This is a genomic window from Mesorhizobium sp. M0016 (assembly GCF_040324035.1).
Taxonomy (GTDB): domain Bacteria; phylum Pseudomonadota; class Alphaproteobacteria; order Rhizobiales; family Rhizobiaceae; genus Mesorhizobium.
In genome coordinates, this window is record NZ_JAMYVM010000011.1 from 127,359 (window position 1) to 147,178 (window position 19,820).

General features: G+C 63.4%; 23 protein-coding genes. 10 read left to right on the forward strand and 13 right to left on the reverse strand.

Annotated features, from left to right (window positions below):
* Positions 1-47: 47 nt before the first annotated feature.
* The 7 genes from NKJ88_RS17680 to NKJ88_RS17710 form a co-directional block, all read right to left on the reverse strand.
* On the reverse strand, positions 48-473 hold the full coding sequence (locus NKJ88_RS17680; protein WP_352444867.1) for a hypothetical protein: 426 nt from the start codon (positions 471-473) through the stop codon (positions 48-50).
* Positions 474-712: 239 nt separating this feature from the next.
* Positions 713-1,744, reverse strand: coding sequence for a peptidoglycan -binding protein (locus NKJ88_RS17685; protein WP_023684164.1), 1,032 nt, complete (start codon positions 1,742-1,744; stop codon positions 713-715).
* A 1-nt stretch (position 1,745) separates the two neighbouring features.
* Positions 1,746-2,771, reverse strand: coding sequence for a MotA/TolQ/ExbB proton channel family protein (locus NKJ88_RS17690; protein ID WP_023668754.1), 1,026 nt, complete (start codon positions 2,769-2,771; stop codon positions 1,746-1,748).
* 179 nt (positions 2,772-2,950) lie between these two features.
* The gene (trhA, locus tag NKJ88_RS17695; protein WP_023700276.1) at positions 2,951-3,667 is read right to left on the reverse strand and encodes a PAQR family membrane homeostasis protein TrhA; all 717 of its coding nucleotides are present in this window, start codon (positions 3,665-3,667) and stop codon (positions 2,951-2,953) included.
* 109 nt (positions 3,668-3,776) lie between these two features.
* Positions 3,777-4,577 (reverse strand): inositol monophosphatase family protein, encoded by an 801-nt coding sequence (locus NKJ88_RS17700; RefSeq protein ID WP_023684166.1) that lies wholly within the window; start codon positions 4,575-4,577, stop codon positions 3,777-3,779.
* Positions 4,578-4,599: 22 nt separating this feature from the next.
* Entirely contained in the window at positions 4,600-5,166 is a 567-nt protein-coding gene (efp, locus tag NKJ88_RS17705) for an elongation factor P (protein WP_023668757.1), read from the reverse strand.
* Between the two features lie 141 nt (positions 5,167-5,307).
* A complete protein-coding gene (locus tag NKJ88_RS17710; RefSeq protein WP_352444870.1) occupies positions 5,308-6,192 on the reverse strand; it encodes a LysR family transcriptional regulator in 885 nt (294 codons plus the stop codon).
* Positions 6,193-6,272: 80 nt separating this feature from the next.
* Between NKJ88_RS17710 and NKJ88_RS17715 the strand changes: the two genes are divergently transcribed.
* Positions 6,273-7,289, forward strand: coding sequence for a zinc-dependent alcohol dehydrogenase family protein (locus NKJ88_RS17715; protein ID WP_352444872.1), 1,017 nt, complete (start codon positions 6,273-6,275; stop codon positions 7,287-7,289).
* A 9-nt stretch (positions 7,290-7,298) separates the two neighbouring features.
* On the opposite strand, the gene NKJ88_RS17720 is transcribed toward NKJ88_RS17715, so the two are convergent.
* The 3 genes from NKJ88_RS17720 to NKJ88_RS17730 all read right to left on the reverse strand — a co-directional run bounded on the left by NKJ88_RS17720 (position 7,299) and on the right by NKJ88_RS17730 (position 10,118).
* Positions 7,299-8,363: a tetratricopeptide repeat protein gene (locus NKJ88_RS17720; RefSeq protein WP_352444874.1), complete on the reverse strand. Its 1,065-nt coding sequence runs from the start codon at positions 8,361-8,363 to the stop codon at positions 7,299-7,301.
* A gap of 46 nt (positions 8,364-8,409) precedes the next feature.
* Positions 8,410-9,057, reverse strand: coding sequence for a thiamine phosphate synthase (locus NKJ88_RS17725; protein ID WP_352444876.1), 648 nt, complete (start codon positions 9,055-9,057; stop codon positions 8,410-8,412).
* 143 nt (positions 9,058-9,200) lie between these two features.
* Positions 9,201-10,118: a DMT family transporter gene (locus tag NKJ88_RS17730; RefSeq protein WP_023716071.1), complete on the reverse strand. Its 918-nt coding sequence runs from the start codon at positions 10,116-10,118 to the stop codon at positions 9,201-9,203.
* 123 nt (positions 10,119-10,241) lie between these two features.
* Here NKJ88_RS17730 and NKJ88_RS17735 point away from each other — a divergent pair, with 123 nt between their 5' ends.
* Entirely contained in the window at positions 10,242-10,685 is a 444-nt protein-coding gene (locus NKJ88_RS17735) for an Lrp/AsnC family transcriptional regulator (RefSeq protein WP_031199504.1), read from the forward strand.
* Here the strand turns inward: NKJ88_RS17735 and NKJ88_RS17740 are convergent.
* On the reverse strand, positions 10,642-11,139 hold the full coding sequence (locus NKJ88_RS17740) for a GNAT family N-acetyltransferase (RefSeq protein WP_023824263.1): 498 nt from the start codon (positions 11,137-11,139) through the stop codon (positions 10,642-10,644). The genes NKJ88_RS17735 and NKJ88_RS17740 overlap by 44 nt on opposite strands.
* A gap of 229 nt (positions 11,140-11,368) precedes the next feature.
* Between NKJ88_RS17740 and NKJ88_RS17745 the strand changes: the two genes are divergently transcribed.
* Positions 11,369-12,139 (forward strand): sulfite exporter TauE/SafE family protein, encoded by a 771-nt coding sequence (locus NKJ88_RS17745; protein ID WP_023668765.1) that lies wholly within the window; start codon positions 11,369-11,371, stop codon positions 12,137-12,139.
* A gap of 7 nt (positions 12,140-12,146) precedes the next feature.
* Here the strand turns inward: NKJ88_RS17745 and NKJ88_RS17750 are convergent, their stop codons facing one another.
* Positions 12,147-12,698 (reverse strand): DUF2269 family protein, encoded by a 552-nt coding sequence (locus NKJ88_RS17750; RefSeq protein WP_352444878.1) that lies wholly within the window; start codon positions 12,696-12,698, stop codon positions 12,147-12,149.
* Between the two features lie 311 nt (positions 12,699-13,009).
* Here NKJ88_RS17750 and NKJ88_RS17755 point away from each other — a divergent pair, with 311 nt between their 5' ends.
* The 6 genes from NKJ88_RS17755 to NKJ88_RS17780 all read left to right on the forward strand — a co-directional run bounded on the left by NKJ88_RS17755 (position 13,010) and on the right by NKJ88_RS17780 (position 17,627).
* Positions 13,010-13,390, forward strand: coding sequence for a hypothetical protein (locus NKJ88_RS17755; RefSeq protein WP_023668767.1), 381 nt, complete (start codon positions 13,010-13,012; stop codon positions 13,388-13,390).
* A gap of 385 nt (positions 13,391-13,775) precedes the next feature.
* Positions 13,776-14,306 carry a protease adaptor protein RcdA gene (rcdA, locus tag NKJ88_RS17760; RefSeq protein WP_023668768.1) on the forward strand — a complete coding sequence of 177 codons (531 nt, stop codon included), beginning with the start codon at positions 13,776-13,778 and terminating at the stop codon, positions 14,304-14,306.
* A gap of 66 nt (positions 14,307-14,372) precedes the next feature.
* Entirely contained in the window at positions 14,373-14,879 is a 507-nt protein-coding gene (gene ruvC / locus NKJ88_RS17765; RefSeq protein WP_023668769.1) for a crossover junction endodeoxyribonuclease RuvC, read from the forward strand.
* Between the two features lie 10 nt (positions 14,880-14,889).
* Positions 14,890-15,510, forward strand: coding sequence for a Holliday junction branch migration protein RuvA (gene ruvA / locus NKJ88_RS17770; protein WP_352444881.1), 621 nt, complete (start codon positions 14,890-14,892; stop codon positions 15,508-15,510).
* A 43-nt stretch (positions 15,511-15,553) separates the two neighbouring features.
* Positions 15,554-16,591 carry a Holliday junction branch migration DNA helicase RuvB gene (gene ruvB, locus NKJ88_RS17775; RefSeq protein WP_023700287.1) on the forward strand — a complete coding sequence of 346 codons (1,038 nt, stop codon included), beginning with the start codon at positions 15,554-15,556 and terminating at the stop codon, positions 16,589-16,591.
* A gap of 133 nt (positions 16,592-16,724) precedes the next feature.
* Positions 16,725-17,627 carry a metallophosphoesterase gene (locus NKJ88_RS17780; protein WP_352444882.1) on the forward strand — a complete coding sequence of 301 codons (903 nt, stop codon included), beginning with the start codon at positions 16,725-16,727 and terminating at the stop codon, positions 17,625-17,627.
* A gap of 145 nt (positions 17,628-17,772) precedes the next feature.
* On the opposite strand, the gene NKJ88_RS17785 is transcribed toward NKJ88_RS17780, so the two are convergent.
* Positions 17,773-19,023 carry a glycoside hydrolase family 5 protein gene (locus tag NKJ88_RS17785; RefSeq protein WP_352444884.1) on the reverse strand — a complete coding sequence of 417 codons (1,251 nt, stop codon included), beginning with the start codon at positions 19,021-19,023 and terminating at the stop codon, positions 17,773-17,775.
* A 64-nt stretch (positions 19,024-19,087) separates the two neighbouring features.
* Here NKJ88_RS17785 and ybgC point away from each other — a divergent pair, with 64 nt between their 5' ends.
* Positions 19,088-19,558 carry a tol-pal system-associated acyl-CoA thioesterase gene (gene ybgC, locus NKJ88_RS17790; RefSeq protein WP_352444886.1) on the forward strand — a complete coding sequence of 157 codons (471 nt, stop codon included), beginning with the start codon at positions 19,088-19,090 and terminating at the stop codon, positions 19,556-19,558.
* Positions 19,559-19,820 lie beyond the last annotated feature (262 nt).

Consider the following 19,820-nt stretch of genomic DNA (forward strand, 5'->3'; position numbering starts at 1 on the left):
GGCGTCAGACAGTCCCTTCCTCATTCCTGGAGATATCAGAGCGGATCTCAGCCGTTCGGATAATTCCCGCCGTCGGAGCCATCACCGATCATGAAGCCGCTGCCGGTGTCGGACATCAGCCTCAGATCGACATTGTCGAGGCGGCGCAGCAGATCGTGATATTGCGCGGCCGGGATCCGGCCATGGTCCGAAGCGGCGACCCGTTCGGCGGCCTGGCCGATATGCGCCGCACGCAGATGCAGCCACCGCGCTTCCGAGGTCGAGATGCCCTTCGTTTCGCGCGCATCCGTGATGCCCTGTTCGACGCCCCGCACCTGCTCGATCAGGCCGGTCACGCGCGGACCGGTCATGTCGGTCGGGTCGCTGGCGTCGAGGGCGCCCTTGTGATGTCCGGCGGCATAGGCGCCGGCGAGTGGAACAGTGATCAGAAGTGTCGTGAGGGTTGCGGTCCTGAGAGTCTTCAAAGAGCGCATGATGTGCGTCTCCTCCTGCTGTGGAAGGGGCAAGCGCTTTCGCTCCGCCTTCCGGAAGCGGGCCGTCCGGTTCCGTCGCGTCGCGATGGGAGGCATCGCCGGTGGTTCTCGGCCCTGCGCGTCAAAGTAGGAGCCCGGAAACGCGAAGTGTAATTAAAGAAAGATAATGTTTTCAGGCCTTGCCGACCTGGCGTTGCGCCCTAGAGTTGAGCCGGCAAACAATTTCGCGTGACTGAAAATCACCGTTCGGTGAGCTTCAGTTCAATGCGTCGGTTCTTGTTGCGGGCGTCTTCGGTGTCGGCGGGGTCGAGCGGCTGGAATTCGCCGAAGCCGGCCGCAACCAGCCGGTTGGCGGGCACGCCGTTCTCGATCAGGAACTTGACCACCGAGGTCGAACGCGCCGTCGACAATTCCCAATTGTCGCGATAGCGGCCGGCGCCGGACAGCGGCTTGTTGTCGGTGTGGCCGTCGACGCGCAGCACCCAGTTGATCTCGGGCGGGATTTCCTTTTGCAACTCGATGATGGCATCGGCGAGCTTCTTCATCTCGACTTTGCCGGCATCGTTGATCACTTCCGACCCGGTCGGGAACAGAACTTCCGACTGGAAGACGAAGCGGTCGCCGACGATGCGGATGTTCTCGCGGTCGGCGAGGATTTCGCGCAGGCGGCCGAAGAAGTCGGAGCGATAGCGGTTCAGCTCCTGCACGCGCTGCGCCAGCGCGACGTTGAGCCGACGGCCGAGATCGGCGATCTTGGTGTTGGAATCGCGGTCGCGCGTTTCAGAGACGTTGAGGGCATCCTCGAGCGCGCCGATCTGCTTGCGCAGCGCCGCGATCTGCTGGTTGAGGATCTCGACCTGGCTCAGCGCCTGCTGGCTGATCTGGCGCTGGCTGTCGAGTTCGCCGCCGAGTTCCGCGGCGCGCTGGGTGGCGGCGTCGCCGGCGCCGGCACCTTGCGCCAGCAGCTGCTCGAGCCGGCTCTTCTCAGCTTCGGCGGCCGACAGCGACGCCTGCAGATTGGCCAGCGAATCGTCCTTGTCCTGCGCGCTCGAGCGCTCCAGCGCCAGCAACTGCGTCAGTTCGTTGATCTGCGAGTTGAGGCGCGTGAGCGCCGTATCCTTGCCGGAGAGTTCGCGTCCGAGCAGGAACTGCGCCAGCACGAAAACGGTGAGCAGGAACATGATGGCGAGCAGCAGCGTCGACAGCGCGTCGACGAAGCCCGGCCAATAGTCGATCCGGCGATCGGTGCGCCGGCCCCTGGCGAGAGCCATGCTAGTGGACCCCGGGTTTCTTCAGCGCGTCGGCGATCTTTTCCAGCGTGTTGCGCATCGCCTTCTGCTCGTCCGACTGGGCCTCGACCCAGTCGCGCATGATCTGCTGCTCGGAGCGCATGTTCTTGACCAGGCCGGAAATGCCGTCGGCGAGATTGGCCATGGCGGTGGCGACGCGCGGATTGGAGCCGCCGCCGCTTTCCTGCATGCTGCGCAGCCGTTCCGACAGGACCCGGATCTCGTCGGAGGATTCAGTCTTGGCCGGGTCGGCGACGGCGATGTCGGAGGAGAGATCGGTGACCGAGGAGAGCCAGTTTTCCAGCTCGGTATAGAAACGGGTCTGGGCGCGGCCGGCCTGCAGGTCGAGGAAGCCTAGCACCAGCGACCCGGAAAGACCGAACAGCGAGGACGAAAAGGCCGTGCCCATGCCGGCCAGCGGTGCCGACAGCCCCTGCTTCAGCGAATCGAGCACCGCGGCGGCGTCGCCGGTGCCGGGATCGAGCGATTCGATGGTTTCGCGGATCGAGCCGATGGTGTTGAGCAGGCCCCAGAAGGTGCCGAGCAAACCGAGGAACACCAGCAGGCCGACAAGATAGCGCGACGTGTCGCGGCTTTCGTCGAGGCGGGTGGCGATCGAATCCAGCATGGTGCGCATCGAAGACGTCGAGAAGGCCACCGTCGAGGAGCGGCCGATCATCGCCTTCATCGGCGCCAGCAGCACCGGCTCGGTGGTTTCGGAACCGGCGCGGAAGGAATTGACCCAGCGCACTTCGCGAAACAGTCGTCCGACCTGGGCGAAGGCGAGCAGGATGCCGACCACAAGGACGCCGACGATCAGGCCGTTGAGGCCGGGATTGCTCCCGAAAGCGGTCGAGATCTGGCGGGTGAGGATGGCGGCGATGAAGGCGACGATGACCAGGAAGATGACCATGGTCAGGAGGAAGACCTGCGGGCTCGACAGTTTGTGCGGATCGTACATCAGGACATCAGAACGCCTGCCCACGCCGAAGGATCTGAGAAAAGCCATCCGTGCCCCGTTTCCGATGCTCTATTTGCCTTGACGCAATTCCGAACGGGAAGCCGCTCATACTTCCCTGGAACCGCTCCATTGCCGCCGATCACGTAATTCGCGACTCTAAACGGAATTGTGACCAAATTGAATGGCGCTTGGCAATATTGCCCGACTGTCGGGCCGCACCACGCCGTTCAGAGGCGGTTGACGACCAGGCAGTCGACCATGGCGGCAAGATGCAGCCCGGCGCCGGTGACGACAAAGCCGTGCCAGAGGGCATTGTGGAAGCGCAGGCGTTTCCAGGCGAAGAAGATGACGCCGCAGGAGTACACGATGCCGCCGGCGACAATCAGCGCGATTGAAGTCGTCGGCAACGTCGCCACCAGCGGCTTGACCAGGACGACGCCGCTCCAGCCGATGGCGAGATAGAAGACAATGGCCAGACGATCAAAGCGGCCGGGCAGGAACACTTTCATGGCAATGCCGGTCAAAGCAGCGGTCCAGACAAGGACAATCATCGGCAGCGCCAGCGGCGAGCCGTCGAGCTGGGCCAGAAAGGGCGTGTAGGTCGCGGCGATCAGGAGGTAGATCGCCGCATGATCGAAGCGCCGCAAGATCCACTTCGCCGGCGACGTCACCGGCCACAGATTGTAGGTCAGCGAAATCGACAGCACAGTCAGCAGCGACACCACGAAGAAGGCGGCGGCGATGTATTCGCCGGGACCGGCATGGAAGGCGGCCAGCGCCAGCAACGCCGAGCCGGCTGCTATCGCCAGCACGATGCCGACCGCATGGACGATGCCATCGGCGATCATCTCCGCACGCGAGTAGTGCCAACGCCCGACAAAAGGGATTTCAATTGGCTGGTCTGGCTGCGCTTCTCGCGAGGATAGTGAAGGTATGCTCGTCATAAAAATCCTGCGTCACCCTTATCTGGGCGGCCGCCGGGCAGTATTTCAAGCTTTGATTGCGGTTTTGCGACTGCGGCGCTTCAGCGCGCCGCGCCGGCATGCCAAGTGATCAGCGCGCCGAAAGCGGCTTCTTCACGGCCTTGAGCAGCGCGCGCTGGATGACCTCGTTGCCAGCGACGAGCGAACCCGCCTCGAGCATATCCTGGCCGCCATCCATGTCGGAGACGAAGCCACCGGCCTCGCGGATCAACAGCAGGCCGGCGGCAATGTCCCAGGCCGACAGGCCGGTTTCCCAAAAGCCGTCCATGCGGCCTGCGGCGACATAAGCGAGATCGAGCGCGGCGGAACCCAGGCGGCGCACGCCCGAGACCTCGGCCATCACATTGCGCAACTCGACGAGGAAATTGCCGTGCTGGCCGCGGCCGAGATGCGGCACGCCGCAGCCGATGACGCAGTCGGTGAGCTTGCTGCGGCCGGCAACGCGCAGCCGGCGATCGTTCATGAAGGCGCCGCCGCCGCGCTCGGCGGTGTAGAGCTCATCCATTGCCGGATTGTAGATGACGGCGGCGACCAACTGGCCCTGTCGCTCCAGCGCGATCGAGATGGAAAAGATCGGAATGCCGTGCAGGAAATTGGTGGTGCCGTCGAGCGGGTCGACGATCCAACGGTGCTGGTCGTCGTCCCCTGCGATCATGCCGCGCTCTTCCATCAGGAAGGCATAACCCGGCCGTGCCTTCGACAGTTCGGCAAACAGGATGTCCTCGGCCTTGCGGTCGGCTTGGCTGACATAGTCGCCCGGTCCCTTCATCGACACCTGCAGGTTCTGCACCTCGCCGAAGTCGCGCGACAGCGAGCGGCCGGCCTTCATGGCGGCCTGGACCATGACATTGAGAAGTGCGGAGCGTGCCATCGTATCTGTTCCTGCCTACGTGTCAGTCTGCGCGGCGCATGTAGGTGAGTTCGTTGGTGTCGACGACGATGCGTTCGCCGGCGCCGATGAATGGCGGCACCAGCACGCGGATGCCGTTTTCCAGGACCGCCGGCTTGTACGAGGACGCGGCCGTCTGGCCCTTCACCACCGGGTCGGCCTCGGTGATGGTCAGCGTCACCTGGTCGGGCAGCGAAATGCCGATCGGCCTGTCCTCATAGAGCTGGACCGTCACCATCATGCCGTCCTGCAGGAAGGCGGCGCGGTCGCCGACGAAATCCTTCGCCAGCTCGAGCTGCTCGTAGCTCTGCGTGTCCATGAACACCAGTGCGTCGTCCTGGGCGTAGAGGAAGGAAAAATCCTTCAGGTCGAGCCGGATCTGCTCGACGGTCTCGGCCGAGCGGAAGCGCTCGTTGAGCTTGGTGCCGTTGATCAGGTTCTTCAGTTCGACCTGGTTGTAGGCACCGCCCTTGCCGGGCTTGACGGTGTTGGTCCTGACCGCCACCCAGAGGCCGCCATCGTGCTCGATGACATAGCCGGGACGGATTTCGTTGCCATTGATCTTGGCCATGATGAGATTGATCCGGGATGCTACCAACGGCTTGGCCGTTGGTATGGGGATGGTCGCTGGACAAGCGATTTCGGGCCCCCAAGACCACAAATCGGCAGGAGAGGCAAGGGATGCCAGATCGCCCGACAAGGGCTGGTAGCCTCAAACCTGGGCTGCAATGACTTTGCCGACGGCCTCGACTATGGCATCCGCAGCCTCAGTCAGCCGGTTGAGATGAGGCGAACGAAGTGCGGCGACCTGCAAGGAAAGGTCGACATCTTCCGTGTTGACCAGCATGAGGCCGTCGGGAAGTCCGCGCCTTGCAAGACGCAACGGCACTAGCCCAAGGCCGTGCCCCCGACGGACCCATTCCATCTGCAAGGCCGGATCCTGTATCTCCGCCGCGATCTCGAAACAACGCCTTCCGCCGACCAGAACCGACATGAGTTTCTGGCGCGCGTCGCAAGGTGCCGGACTAAGCACCCACGGCATGGGTGTCCGGCCACCGTCTTCCGGATCGGCGACGGTGGACGCAGCTATGACGCCAAGACGTTCAGTGCCAAGCGCTTCCGGACCTGGCTTGTCCGACGATCGCAGAACAATCGTCACATCGAGCTCGCCGCGTTCGAATTGATCGATCAGTTCGGCGCTCCAGCCGGTCTTGAGCCGTAGCGACACTTTCGGGAACGCCGCCGCGGCGTTGGCGATGGCCCCCGCTATGTCGCGGTCCGAGAGGCCATGGGCGAGACCCAGGCGGAACAGTCCTTCCGGCTCGGTCTTTCCGGCGAAGGATTTCAGCGCTTCTACGGAAGCGATGATATCGCGGCCGCGCGCCAGCACTTCCAGCCCCGTCGGCGTCAGTCGCGGCGGCTTTTGCCGGCGGTCGAGCAGCGTCGTGCCAAGCATGTCCTCCAGCCGCTGGATTTGCCGTGTCACAGCCGGCTGCGTCAGCGGCAGGCGCCGGGCGACCTTCTGGATCGAGCCCTCCTCGGCAAACAGGGCGAGCGTGCGCAATTCCTCAAGCATAGCCAGAACGATGTTTTGCAAGCATAATCATTCTGAACATTATGAATTTGAAATCCACCGCCTGGCAAGCGATTTTCCTTTCAAACGGAAGGACAATGACAATGAAGGCAATCGAACTGCAGAAGCCGGGCGGCATCGACAATCTCAAGATGGTCGAACGACCAACGCCGGAGCCCGGCCGTCAGGAGATGATCGTCCGCGTCAAGGCGACGGCGCTCAACTACCGCGATGTCGAGATCGCGCGCGGCAGCTATCACACGACATTCCCCTTGCCGCTGGTGCCGCTTTCCGACGGCGTCGGCAAGGTCGTGGCGCTTGGCCCCGAGGTCAGCCGCTTCAAGGTCGGCGACCGGGTCTGCGGCACGTTCTGGCAGCGATGGGTCGGCGGCAGCTTCGCCATGGCCGAACCCTCATACCAGCGCGGTGGCCCTATCGACGGTTTGCTGAGCGAATTCGCCCGGCTGGACGAACAGGCGGCTGTCATCGCGCCGGCGCATCTCAGCGACGTAGAGGCGGCGACGTTACCCTGCGCCGCCGTCACCGCTTGGCATGCCTTGTTTACGGAAGGCAACCTCAAGCCGGGCGAGACCGTGCTCAGCCTCGGCACGGGCGGCGTATCGCTGTTTGCCATGCAGTTCGCGAAGGCGGCCGGCGCGCGGGTCGTCGTTACGTCGAGTAGCGATGAGAAACTTGTCCGGGCCAAAGAGCTCGGCGCGCATCACGGCATCAACTACCGCGACAATCCGGACTGGTCGTCGGCCGTGCTGCCGCTGACCGATGGCCGGGGCGCCGATCACATCATCGAAGTCGGTGGTCCCCAAAGTTTCGCGCAGTCGCTCAAGGCGTCGGCGCGCGGCGCCCAGATCAACGTCATCGGTTATCTCGGCGGCAGCGAAGGGGTGATCAATCCGCTCGACATCTTCCGACGCCAGGTGAAAGCACGCGGCATACCGGTCGGCTCGCGCGAGTCCTTCGAAGCGATGAACCGGGCGCTCGCCGTCAATCGGCTGCGGCCGGTGATCGACCGGGTCTTCCCATGGGCAGAGGCAGCGCAGGCCTTTCGCCATCTCGAACACGGCTCTCCCTTCGGCAAGGTTGTGCTGGATCATACACAGTGACGTTGCGTGTCAGGGCAGGCGGTTGGCCTTCTGCAAGGCTTGCTTTGTCTGATCGTCGGTCAGCCCTTGCAGGAAATCGTCCATCTCCGGATCGATAAGGCCGGCGCGGCGGGCGACCACATACCAGGCCCCGGCCAGGATCAGGTCGGGGTCGGTTCCGATGCCGCCCATATAGAGCTTTGCCAACCGGTTCTGGGCAGCGACATTGCCGCCTTCAGCTGCCTGCTTCATCCAGTTGAAGCCGGATTTCAGGTCGCGAACACCGCCCCGGCCCTCGATCATCCAGGCGGCAAGATCGATCTGCGCGGTGTCGTAGTTCTGCCTGGCAGCCTGTGCCAGCAAGCTGCGGGCCTTTCCATCGTCGCGGGTCTTGCCGCCGACGCCATTGGCATAGACCTGCGCCATCGCATACTGGGCGTCGGCAAGCCCTGTCGCCGCGGCACGCTCATAATAAGGCACAGCCCTGGCGATGCCGGCATCGCCAGGATCCTGCTGCACGAGCAATTGCGCGAAGTTGAACTGCGCCAGCCGGTTGCCGGCCTCGGCGGCGGCCTGCATCAGCGCATAAGCTCCCTTCTCGTCCTTCTTGACGTAGCGGCCGTCGAGCAGCATCAGCGCATACTGGAACTGCGATTCAGGAATCCCCTGCTCGGCGGCCTGCGCATACCATTTGGCGGCTTCCGCTGGGTTGAGCGGCACGCCCAACCCGCGCGACAGGATCTCGGCCACCAGCGTTTGCGCCGCCGGGTCGCCATTCTGAGCCCGCACCAACGCCAGATTGTAGGCCGTCTTGTAAAGGCCGCGCTGGAAAGCGCCATAGGCGGGGTCCGCCGGCTTGGCGCCGAAACGTTCGGGGTTGATCGCGTCGGCCGACGGCAGCGGCGCGGTTGTCGCCGGCTGCGGCAGCGGGGTGTCGATCGGCTTGTCGATATGGACGCCGGAATCCGTGGCACCGGCTTTTGGGGCACCCGCATCGGGGGCGACCGCATCCGGCACGCTGAGGGCGGGCGCGCTGGTGTCCGGCCTCGGCTGCGGCAGCGGAACGGTCTCCGCCGCGATCGCTGCCCCGCTCATCAAGGCCGCAACGAGAACCGCCAGAGGAAGTCCAGGTCGGCGCACGTCAGCCCTCGAAGCGCGGCGCGGTTTCGTCGAGCAGCGCATTGGCGGCAGCAATCGCCGCCTTCGGATCGGCGCCTTCGGCAAAAACGGCGCTGGACAGCGCCACGAACTCGGCGCCAGTGGCGGCCACCGCTTCTACCGAAGCGATGGCGGAACCGGCCATAACGACGCAAGGGATCTCGATCACGTCCGCCCACCATTGCCCAAGCGACAGGTTGCGCGGGTGCGGCTCGGGCTTGTTGTCGTAGCCGAAGCGGCCGAAGAAGATGTAGTCGGGCCTGGTTTCGCCGAGTTCCAGCGCGTCGTCGCGCGTCTTGGCGCCACCGGCGCCGACCATCATCTTGCCCTGGAAGTGTTCGATGGTCTCAGCGAGCGCGTCCTTGGAAACCTCGACATGAATGCCGTCGGCCTGGACACGGCCGGCAATGCGGGTATCGCCGGCGATGATGACAGCGATGCCGGCCGCTTGCGCGGCCGGTACGATCTGTTCTGCAAAAGCCTGGAAGGCAGCCTCGTCCATGCCGTTTTCAGGCAGGATCAGCGAAGCGATATCACCGCCGTCGAAGGCAGCCGCAATGCGGCGCGCCGGAGCGTCCTTGGGTGCGATCAGCACGATGCGGCAGCGGTTGGGGGGTGTTGCGTCGTTCATTGGCTTTCGATCCCGGGTTTCGCCTATGCCGGGCGAAGATGGTTGCATTGCGGCATAGAACAAAGCGCCCGCCTTGAACAGGCGGGCGGGGATCGATGCGATGGCTTTGGTTTACGATCGCCGGCGAGCCGACGCTCTGCGGCTCATTTGACGGCTTGCGGGCTTTCGGCCGGCGATTTGGCCCTCCACAAAGTCCAGCCGAGATTCATGCCGGCGGCGGCGATCAGGATGGCGGCTGCGCCGACGAGCTGGGCCGGATGCAGCCGGTGGCCGAAGGCCATCACATCGACCAGGATCGCAACGACAGGATAGATGAAGGACAGCGACCCCTGCAGATGCGTCGGCAGTTTCTGGATGGCGGCGTACATCAATATGTACACCAGGCCGGTGTGAACGACGCCAAGCGTGGCCAGCATGGCCCAGCTCCAGGCATCGGCGGGCAAATGCGAGAGGTTGGCAAAGGGCGCCAGCATGACGACGCCGACGCAGACCTGGATCAGCGCGATCAGATGCGGCGGGGTGCCCTTGAGCTTCTTGGCGACGATTGCCGCGACAGCCCAGAAGAAGGCCGCTCCGAGCGCCATGACGATGCCGATGACATAATCTGTGCCGGTTATGCCGGAACCGACACCCGCATCGGGCCCTGTCTGCACGATCAGCAGCATGCCGGCGAAGGCGATGCCGAGCCAGGTCAGCTTGGCCAGGGTCAGCCGCTCGCCGAAGAACAGCGCGCCGAAGCCGACCAGCATGAAGGGCTGCGTGTTGTAGACCGCCGTGGCAATCGAGATCGAGGCGCGGGAGAAGGCGCTGAACAGCAACAGCCAGTTGATGACAATGGCCGCGCCGCCAAGAGCGGCGATGGCAACAATGCGCAGCGTCAGCCTGCCGCGCAGCAGCCCGAGTGCCGCGCAGGTGATCAGCAGCGCCACCGCTCCGAAAGCGCAGCGCCAGAACACCACGTCCATGACGGGCTGGCCCGACATGACGACAAACCAGCCGATCGTGCCGACGATCGTCATCGCCGCCGTCATCTCGATCGTGCCACGTACCGTGTTGTCCATGACAATACCTCTATCTGTTGAGGCCATAATCTCATGCCGTCTTGAGGGTTTATATACCCTATGAAAGGTGATAGGGGGGCAGGACCTTATTCAATAAGGTGCGCGCAGCCCTTTTGCGAGGAGATGATAAAGTTGGACGAGTTGGACAGAAAGCTTCTCGACATCCTGATCCTGGATTCGCGGACTTCGTTGAAGGATCTGGCGCAGCAGGTCGGGCTGTCGTCGCCGAGCGTCTCGGAACGGCTGCGGCGGCTCGAGGAACGCGGCGTCATCCGCGCCTTCACCATCGAGATCGACCCGGAGGCGCTGGGGTTTCCGCTGCAGGCGATCGTGCGGGTGCGGCCACTGCCGGGCAAGCTGCATATCGTCCAGAAGCTGATCGAGGAGATCCCGGAATTCGGCGAATGCGACAAGGTCACTGGCGACGACTGTTTCGTGGCCCGGCTCTACGTGCGCTCCATCGGCGAGCTCGACAAGCTTCTCGACCGCATCGCCGACAAGGCGGAGACCAGCACCGCCATCATCAAGGCGCAGCCGATCCGGCGCCGTCCGCCGCCACTGAATTAAGCTCCAGCTTGTAGCCGATGTGGCTGGCCTTGAAGCCGAGCCGGTCATAGAAGCGATGCGCGTCCTGGCGGCTCTTGTTGGTGGTCAGCTGGACAATCTTGCAGCCGCGTTCACGGCACTGTTCGACCGCCCATTCCAGCAGACGCTGTCCCAGCCGTTCGCCGCGGCGGTCTGCGACGACGCGCACAGCCTCGATCTGGCCGCGCAAGGCGCCCTGCAGCGACAGCCCGGCGAGATAGCTGATCTGCAACGTGCCGATGACGCGGCCGCTATCCGTCATCACGGCAAGAAACTGGTTGGGGTCGGCGTCGATGGCGGCAAAGGCGTCGCGATAGGCCTTGGCGAGTGGCTCGGTCGCATCCTCGCGGCTGCGGCCAAGCGGATCGTCGGCGAGCATGGCTACGATGGCAGGCAGGTCGGCCGCTTCGGCGCGGCGGATGTGGGGTTCGCTCATTGTCAAAAACCTGGGGTCAAAAACCTGGGGTCAAAACCTGGGGCCAAAACCTGGGGTCAAAACCTGATGCATCGGACGGCGCCCTTATGCATCGGCGGCGATCTTGCCGTAAATCCGGAACCGTCGCTTTACGCACAGTTGATCGACACGGCCGGCATTTTCCCGGTCGCGGCGCAAGGGTTTCTGGGCTATTGCAGGGCAACCGTCTTCCCTCCAGCATTTCCAGTTCATGTCAGGTCTGCTCGCCGATCCGTGGTTTTATGCCGCCGCCATTCCGGCGGTGATACTTGTCGGGCTGTCGAAAGGCGGCTTCGGCGGCGCTGTCGGCTTCGTTGGCGTGCCTTTGATGGCGCTGGCCATGCCGCCGGTGCAGGCGGCGGCCATCCTGCTGCCGATCCTGTGCCTGATGGACATCGTTTCGGTGTGGACGTGGTGGGGTGTGTATGACAGAAAGATGCTGGTCGACATGATGCCGGGCGCGGTGATCGGCATTGGGCTCGGCTGGCTGACGGCAGCGCTCGTAACCGAAGAGATGGTGCGGCTGATCGTCGGCGCTGTCGCGCTGATCTTCGTGCTGCGCTGGCTCTATCTCCAGTTCCGCCACGGTTCCGACCATGCGGCGGCGCCCAACCGCATCGCCGCCGCCTTCTGGGGCACCGTCGCCGGCTTCACCAGCTTCGTCGCCCATGTCGGCGGGCCCCCCTTCCAGGTCTATGCGCTGCCGATCCGGCTCGATCCGAAGGTGCTGTCGGGGACATCGGCGATCTTCTTTGCCGCCACCAACGCGCTGAAGCTGATCCCCTACTTCGCGCTTGGCCAGTTCGACACCGCCAACCTGACGGCGTCGGCCGTGCTGATGCCGCTGGCGCCGCTGGCCACCATCGCCGGCGCCTGGCTGGTGCGGCGCATGCGGCCGGAGATTTTTTATCCCTTCACCTACGCGACCGTGGCCGTGGTCGCGGTCAAGCTGCTTTGGGACGGGATCGCCGGCCTGCTCTAAATCCCGCTCAGGCGGCTGCCGGTTTGGTTCGCGGGGCGCTCGCAAAGGTCAGCGATGCACCACCCATGACCACGACCGCCATTGCGCCGAGAGTGGCGATATCGTGCGCGGTCGGCTTCAGCACCATGTCGGCGACGACGACGATCATGATGACGAAATCGAACTTGACGATCCGTATCATGCGGCGCCCAAACGCTATGGCAGCCGGGGTCATGCCGTCCGCGGCAAGCATTGTGGCAAGCTTTTCGAACGAAGGCTTGAGCACGAGGATACCGGTCAGAAACGCGGCGGCGTAGCCGCAAAGGCCGATGACGACCCAAAGGTCGGAGAAGCCGGTCCATAGCGAAGTCAGCACCAGACCAGAAGCCAGGGTCGCGATAGACGCCGGCACGAACAGACGCAAGCCGAGTTTGTCCGTCGTTCTCAGCATGACCATCAGCGTCTCGTCGTCGCCGTCGCGATCGGCGAGTATCGAAACCAGCAGCATGGCGAAACCGCCGCCGAGCCAGAGGATCGCTGCCATGACATGCAGGAATTTGAAGAGAGAATACCAGTCCATTGCCGCTCCTTGTGCATCGTTCCGGGGGTAAACGCTGCTATCGCGCGTCTGCTTCCGAAGGAGGGCGGATTATCTCCGTACATGTATCCAGAAGATGCCGCGTGGGTGCCGGCTTGTTGCGGTGGCGCCGTCGCCGGATTTTACCGCCAGCCCGCACAATACCCGGCATTTGCCGGATAGACGCCGTGTCGGCATTGGCTGGTTTCGCGGCATGATCCTGAAACCTGCGGGGACTAAGCCGCTCGCGACCGACGCTCCATTTTGGCCGCGCGCGGTCGGACCAAGTCTGCAACAACCAACGAGGGTATCCCATGCAAGGCGTAGCACGAAATTTCTTCACCCTGGCCGTCATCTATTCCCTGTGCGGCATGGCGCTCGGCCTGCATATGGCGATCTCCAATGACCATGGGCAGATGCCGACCCACGCGCACACCATGGTGGCGGGCTGGCTGATGTCGGCGGTGTTTGCCTTCTTCTACCACCTGTTTCCAGCGGTCGGGCAAAAGACGATTGCCGTCGTGCATTTCTGGCTGACGGCAATCTGCGGCATCGCACTGATGATTGGGCTTTACTTTGAACTTGCCGGCCATCCGGAGATCGAGCCGGTGCTGGCTTCCTCCTCGATGGGGTTTTATGCGGCAATGCTGCTGTTCGCCTTCATTTCCTTGCCGGCTGTGTGGAAGAAGGCATGAACAAGCCGACGATCAGGCTTAGGGCACCGTTGTGCTGATACGGCACAGAAGGGCAGCGGTCGATCAAGAAATATCCGCGCCGTTAAGGGTTCATTAAGCTTTACAGGTGTTTACTATGTCCGTCCAGTGATCTGGATTCTTACCGAGTGGTTGGAGCCACTTCGTTTGACGCCTCCCTGTTAAACTCCTGAGAGCCGCCTTATCCGCGGCTCTTTTTTTGTCTGCTTTTGGTCCGCTTGGCGCCCCTGCGCAGGCGTTAACCGTTTGTTAAACATGTGCTTGCCTTCGCCGGCGGCGAAGCGCATTTTCAAGCTTCAGTCATCTAGGGTGCCGGCGTGACGGCGAGAAGCCGAATCAGCCGACGGGGCAGTGCAGGGGCGTATCGATGAACGAGCCTTCGAAGGGCATCGCGAAAACCATCAAGCTGGCGGAACGCCGGGTTTTCTCCCAATCCTTCAAACCGCTCTACCAGGAAGGCATGGGCCTGGTCGAACAGGCAGCCGAGTATCTTGACGGCAAGGGCCGGGCCGAGGCCAAGAAGCTGTCCAGGCTGGCGGCGACGCTCTATGCGGCCGAATCGATGCGGCTGACCACAAGGTTGATGCAAGTCGCCTCCTGGCTGCTTTTGCAGCGGGCGGCAAATTCCGGCGAGATGACCCGCGACCAGGTCGCTTCGGAAAAATCCAAGGTGCGTCTCGACACCGCCTCGGCGCATGACGAAGCGGTCGGCTGGGGCGAACTGCCGAAGGATTTCCTCGACCTCGTCACCCGCTCGCTGCGCCTGCAGGCGCTGGTGCGCCGCATGGACGAAGAGATCTATGGCGGCGCGTTTGCCGAGACGCCTGCCGCCGCCCGCCGCGCCAATCCGGTTTCCGACCAGATCACGCTGCTGAACACGGCTTTCGCTCGAGGTTAAACGCCTCCGTTTCCGGTTTGTTCACATTTCGCTGACATCGCTGTGCGCCGGAGGTAGACTTCGCGCATGAGGGAAGCGATTCGCATTATCGGTATCGATCCGGGGCTGAGGCGCACCGGCTGGGGCATCGTCGAGAGCCTCGGCAACTCGCTGCGCTTTATCAGCTCCGGCACTGTACGCTCCGACGACAAGGCGGCGCTGGCGACACGGCTCTGCCAATTGCATGACGGGCTGGCCGAGATCCTGCATGCGGCCATGCCCCAGGAAGCGGCCGTCGAGCAAACCTTCGTCAACAAGGATGCGGTGGCGACACTGAAGCTCGGCCAGGCGCGCGGCATAGCCATGCTGGTGCCGGCGCGCGCCGGCCTTGTTGTGGCCGAATATGCCCCCAATGCCGTCAAAAAGGCGGTGATCGGCGTTGGCCATGGCGACAAGAAGCAGATCCACATGATGGTAAAGGTGCTGTTGCCGAAAGCCGTTTTCGACACCGAACATGCCGCAGACGCGTTGGCTATCGCCATCTGCCACGCGCATCACCGGCAAAGCGTCGCCTACAGGATGGCGCTGGCATGAGGGATCACGCATGATCGGCAAATTGAAAGGCACGCTGGACGAGATCGAGGAGGATTTCTGCCTCGTCGATGTGCACGGCGTCGGCTATGTCGCCTATTGCTCGGCGCGCACGCTGGCCGCGCTGCCTTCGCCCGGCGAGGCGGTGGTGCTGTTCATCGAGACCTATGTGCGCGAGGACATGATCCGGCTCTACGGTTTCCAGTCGGTGCTTGAGCGCGAATGGTTCCGGCTGTTGATGAGCAATGTGCAAGGCGTCGGCGCCAAGGTGGCGCTGGCCATCCTGTCGACGCTGGCGCCGGCAGACCTCGCCAATGCGATCGCGCTGCGCGACATCGCCATGGTCAGCCGCGCGCCCGGCGTCGGCAAGAAGGTGGCCGAGCGCATCGTCACCGAGTTGAAGAACAAGGCGCCGGCCTATGCCGGAACCGCCTCCGGCACCATCGGCCTTAAGCAGGAGCTCGGCGGAGGCGTGGCGCCGGCGCCGATTACCGACGCCGTCTCGGCGCTGGTCAATCTCGGCTATTCGCGCGACACAGCAGCCAATGCTGTCGCGGCGGCGCTGAAGACGGCCGGCGAGGACGCCGATGCCTCGAAGCTCATTCGTTTCGGGCTGAAGGAACTGGCGCGGTGAGTGATTGCTTGTCCGGTCCTTTGCCCTGTGCGAGGAAGGCCGCATGAGCCTTTCACCCCGCCTCATTGCCCCGGAAAAGCGCGGCGAGGATGCTGAGCAGACCTTGCGGCCGCAGACGCTCGCCGATTTCGTCGGCCAGGCCGCAGTGCGGGCCAATCTCAAAGTCTTCATCGAGGCCGCCAAGGGCCGCAGCGAGGCGCTTGACCATGTGCTGTTCGTCGGGCCGCCGGGGCTTGGCAAGACAACGCTGGCGCAGATCATGGCGCGCGAGCTCGGCGTCAATTTCCGCTCGACCTCCGGTCCGGTGATCGCCAAGGCCGGCGATCTCGCCGCACTTCTCACCAATCTCGAAGACCGCGATGTGCTGTTCATCGATGAGATCCACCGGCTCAATCCGGCAGTCGAGGAGATCCTTTACCCGGCGATGGAGGATTTCCAGCTCGACCTGATCATCGGCGAAGGTCCGGCGGCACGCTCGGTCAAGATCGATCTTGCCCGCTTCACGCTCGTTGCCGCCACGACCAGGCTCGGCCTTTTGACCAACCCGCTGCGCGATCGCTTCGGCATTCCGGTGCGGCTTAATTTCTATTCGGTCGAGGAACTGGAGCAGATCGTGCGCCGCGGCGCCCGTATCCTGCAAATGCCGCTCGGCGACGACGGCGCGCTGGAGATTGCGCGCCGCGCCCGCGGCACGCCGCGCATCGCCGGCCGACTGTTGCGCCGCGTGCGCGATTTCGCCTCCGTCGCCGGCGACGGCCACGTCGACAAGCAGATTGCCGACGAAGCTCTCACCCGGCTCGAGGTCGACGCGCTCGGCCTCGACGCGCTCGACCGCCGCTATCTCTCAATGATCGCGCGCAATTTCGGCGGCGGACCGGTCGGCATCGAAACCATCGCCGCCGGCCTCTCCGAGCCGCGCGACGCCATCGAGGACATTATCGAGCCCTATCTGATCCAGCAGGGTTTCATCCAACGGACGCCACGCGGCCGCGTGCTGACCGCCAACGCCTGGCGCCATCTCGGCCTCGACGCGCCAAAGGATCTGGCACAGCAGCAGATCAACCTGTTCCAGGAAGAGTAACGGACATTTGTTCTTCGGAACGGATTCTGTGCAGAATCTCCTCAAACCTGCCAGCGTGAAGGCGCATTCCTCGATTGTATCGGGCGTCGCAATGTCGGCGCGAACTGCTCCGATCAAGGTCGGAGCCAGAAAAGTGATCACCAGACGCGGGTTCCTGAAATTCGCCGGAGGTTCGTTCCTCTCGCTAGCTTCGCTCAGTGCTTATGCGGTCGGCATCGAACCGATGCTGCTGACCCATGTGAAGCGCTACCGGCTGACGCCGCCGCACTGGCCGGCAGGTCTGAAGCTGCGCGTCGTAGCACTTGCCGATATTCACGCCTGCCGCCCCTGGATGACGCCTGAGCGGATCGCTTCGCTCGTCGAGGGTGCGAACGTGCTGCAGCCCGATCTGATCGTACTGCTCGGCGACTATATCTCAGGCATGTCCCTGGTGACGAACCGGGTGGAGGCCCATGAATGGGCGCCGGCCTTGTCAGGACTGAAGGCGCCGCTTGGTGTCCTGTCGATCCTCGGCAATCACGACTGGTGGCACGATCCTTTCGCGCAGCAGGCCGGAGCGGGGCCGACTGTGGCGCGCAAGGCATTGGAGGAAGCCGGCATCTCGGTTCTGGAGAACGACGCTGTGCGTCTGGAAAAGAATGGATACGGCTTCTGGATCGCCGGACTCGCCGACCAGCTGGCACTGTTACCGAACAAGGCCGCAGGCCGCGACAGATTTGAAGGCCTGGACGATCTCGACGGCACGCTGGCCAAGATCACCGACCAGGCACCGATCATCCTGCTTGCGCATGAGCCTGACATTTTCCCGAAAGTGCCGTGGCGGGTTTCGCTGACGCTGTCGGGCCACACACATGGCGGGCAGGTCAGGCTGTTCGGCTATTCACCGGTGGTGCCGTCCCGCTTCGGCAACCGCTTTGCCTATGGCCATGTCGTCGAGAATGACCGCAATTTGATCGTGTCAGGCGGACTCGGCTTCAGCATCGCGCCGGTGCGCTTTGGCATGCGGCCGGAGATCCTGCAGATCGACCTCGGTTAGGGCATGCCGGTATTCAGGTGATGCCGGCCTGCAAATGAGGTGTTCCTGCGCTTCCGGTAGTCACGGACCAAAGTCCGCTCCGTTCCGGTTTTCGGACCCCTCATTTTCGACTCGGCCTGACCTGAAATCTCGACATGCCCTAGGGCTAATGGAGCGAGCGGATCGCATCCATCACGGCGGGTTCGGCCTTTTCGCCGTTGAAAGCGTCGACGATGCCGAAGGCGCCGCCAAAACTCCACACCGACCATGAGAAGCCATGCGCCTCGGCGCGCGCGATCATGTCCTTGACATAGGCCGCGCGGTATTTGGGCGGCATCACATAGGGATTGCCATATTCCTGGCGGATCATGCCGAACTCGCCCAGCGTGATGTTTTCCGGCTTGATGGCGTTGGCCTTCGCCCAGGCCTCGACCTTTTCGAACGGCGCATCCATGACGCCGAGCAGCTTTTCGTCCGTGTCCATGCTGGCGACTTGTTCATCGAGATAGGCGAGCAGGCCGTTCCGTCTGGTCCGTGGCGCCTCGGCTTTTATCTTGGCGCGGATCGCATCCAGCGTCGCATCGAGCTCGGCGCGCGGCACCGCGGTCAGCGGATAGGGCAGGCCGGTAACATAGAGAATGAAATCGCCGGCCCAGGTCGCGCCCTGATGCGTCAGCAGGAACGGGTCGTAGGAGTGGAAGGTCCAGATGATGTTGTCGTCGGGGATCGACTTTGGGTCGATCCTGACCAGCGAAGCCGCACTGGAATAACAGGCGCCGGTCAGGATCAGCGTCAGCCTGGTGGCCGAGGCGCGCACGGCCGCGAACAGCTTTTGCTGACGCTCCGGCCACAGGCTGGTGCCCTCGCTGTCGCAGTCGACGATAGGCTCGTTCATCGGCTCGAAAGCGACCTGCGCCGGGTCCTCAGTGGCAAGCGTGCGCGCCATTTTGCGGACGACCTCGACATAGGCGTCGAAGGTTGCGGGATCGTCCATCACCTGGCCCATGCCGATCTCGCGGCCGCCGCCGGCCGGGATCAGGTGCATGTCGACGATCACTTTCAGACCGGCCCGGTTGATCATGCGCGCCGAGTCCCGCACGCTGGCATAAAGGTCGTCACGCAGCGCCAGTGTCTGATCCGACATAAACGGCGAGGGATCGACCGGCATGCGCAGAAAGTCGAAACCGGCGGCCTTCAGCGCCTTGAGGTCATCCTCGTTCAGGAACTTGCGCCATTCCGGATAGGGCAGGATGGCTTGTCGGTCGTTCCATTTGTCTTCCCCGACCCAGGTCGTCCACTGGTCGAGGTTGAGGCCGCGCTTCATCGAAAAGCTCGCGGCCTGACCGGGAAGCGCAGACGACGCCAGCACCAGCAGCGCTGCCATCACGGTCTTGATCATCGCCGTCAACAGTGCCATCGGTTTGCTGCGCTGGTGATTTCGGCAAGACAGGTGCCCCGCCGGGGGCAAAAAGGAAAGCGCGATGGACGATCATGGTGAATCGGCGGCGCTTGCTGCCTGGCTTTCCGGAGCCTTGACGGAATTCGGCCATCGGCTGATGGCGCGGGTCTACTATGCCGACACCGACTTCTCCGGCGTCGTCTACCACGCGCGCTATCTCGAATTCTTCGAGCGCGGCCGCTCGGACTATCTCAGGCTGGCGGGCGTCCACCACACAGAACTTCACGAAGGCAAGCACGGCGAACGGATCGTCTGGGTGGTGCGGCGGATGGAGATAGATTTCCGCTCGCCTGCCCGCATGGACGACATCCTGACCATCGACACATCAACGCAGGATATTTCCGGCGCCCGCATCGTCATGGCGCAGCAATTGAAACGCGGGACAGAGGTTCTGGTCGAAGCAAAGGTCGAGGCGGCGATCATCGGCGAGAACGGCCGGCCGAAGCGCTTTCCGAAAGAATGGATCGCGGCCTTTCTACCAGGAGCAAGCTGATATCCAGGCCTGCCGGCCGGCAACGAGCGGCCAATCGGCAGCGCATTCGATTGTGGATGGATGGCCCGCGTCGTGCCTTGGCGCGGCAATGCGCCGCGCCATATTTCCTAACCCATCCTTAACCATAACGGTTCATGAAGAGATCGGTGAAGATTGGAAGAATCCGCGCGCCTTCCTTTCACCAATATTTGCCCTGAAAAGGCCGCCAACGGTGCATTTTGGGGTTAATCCGGAAGCCAAGCGCGAACGGACCACAAGGGAT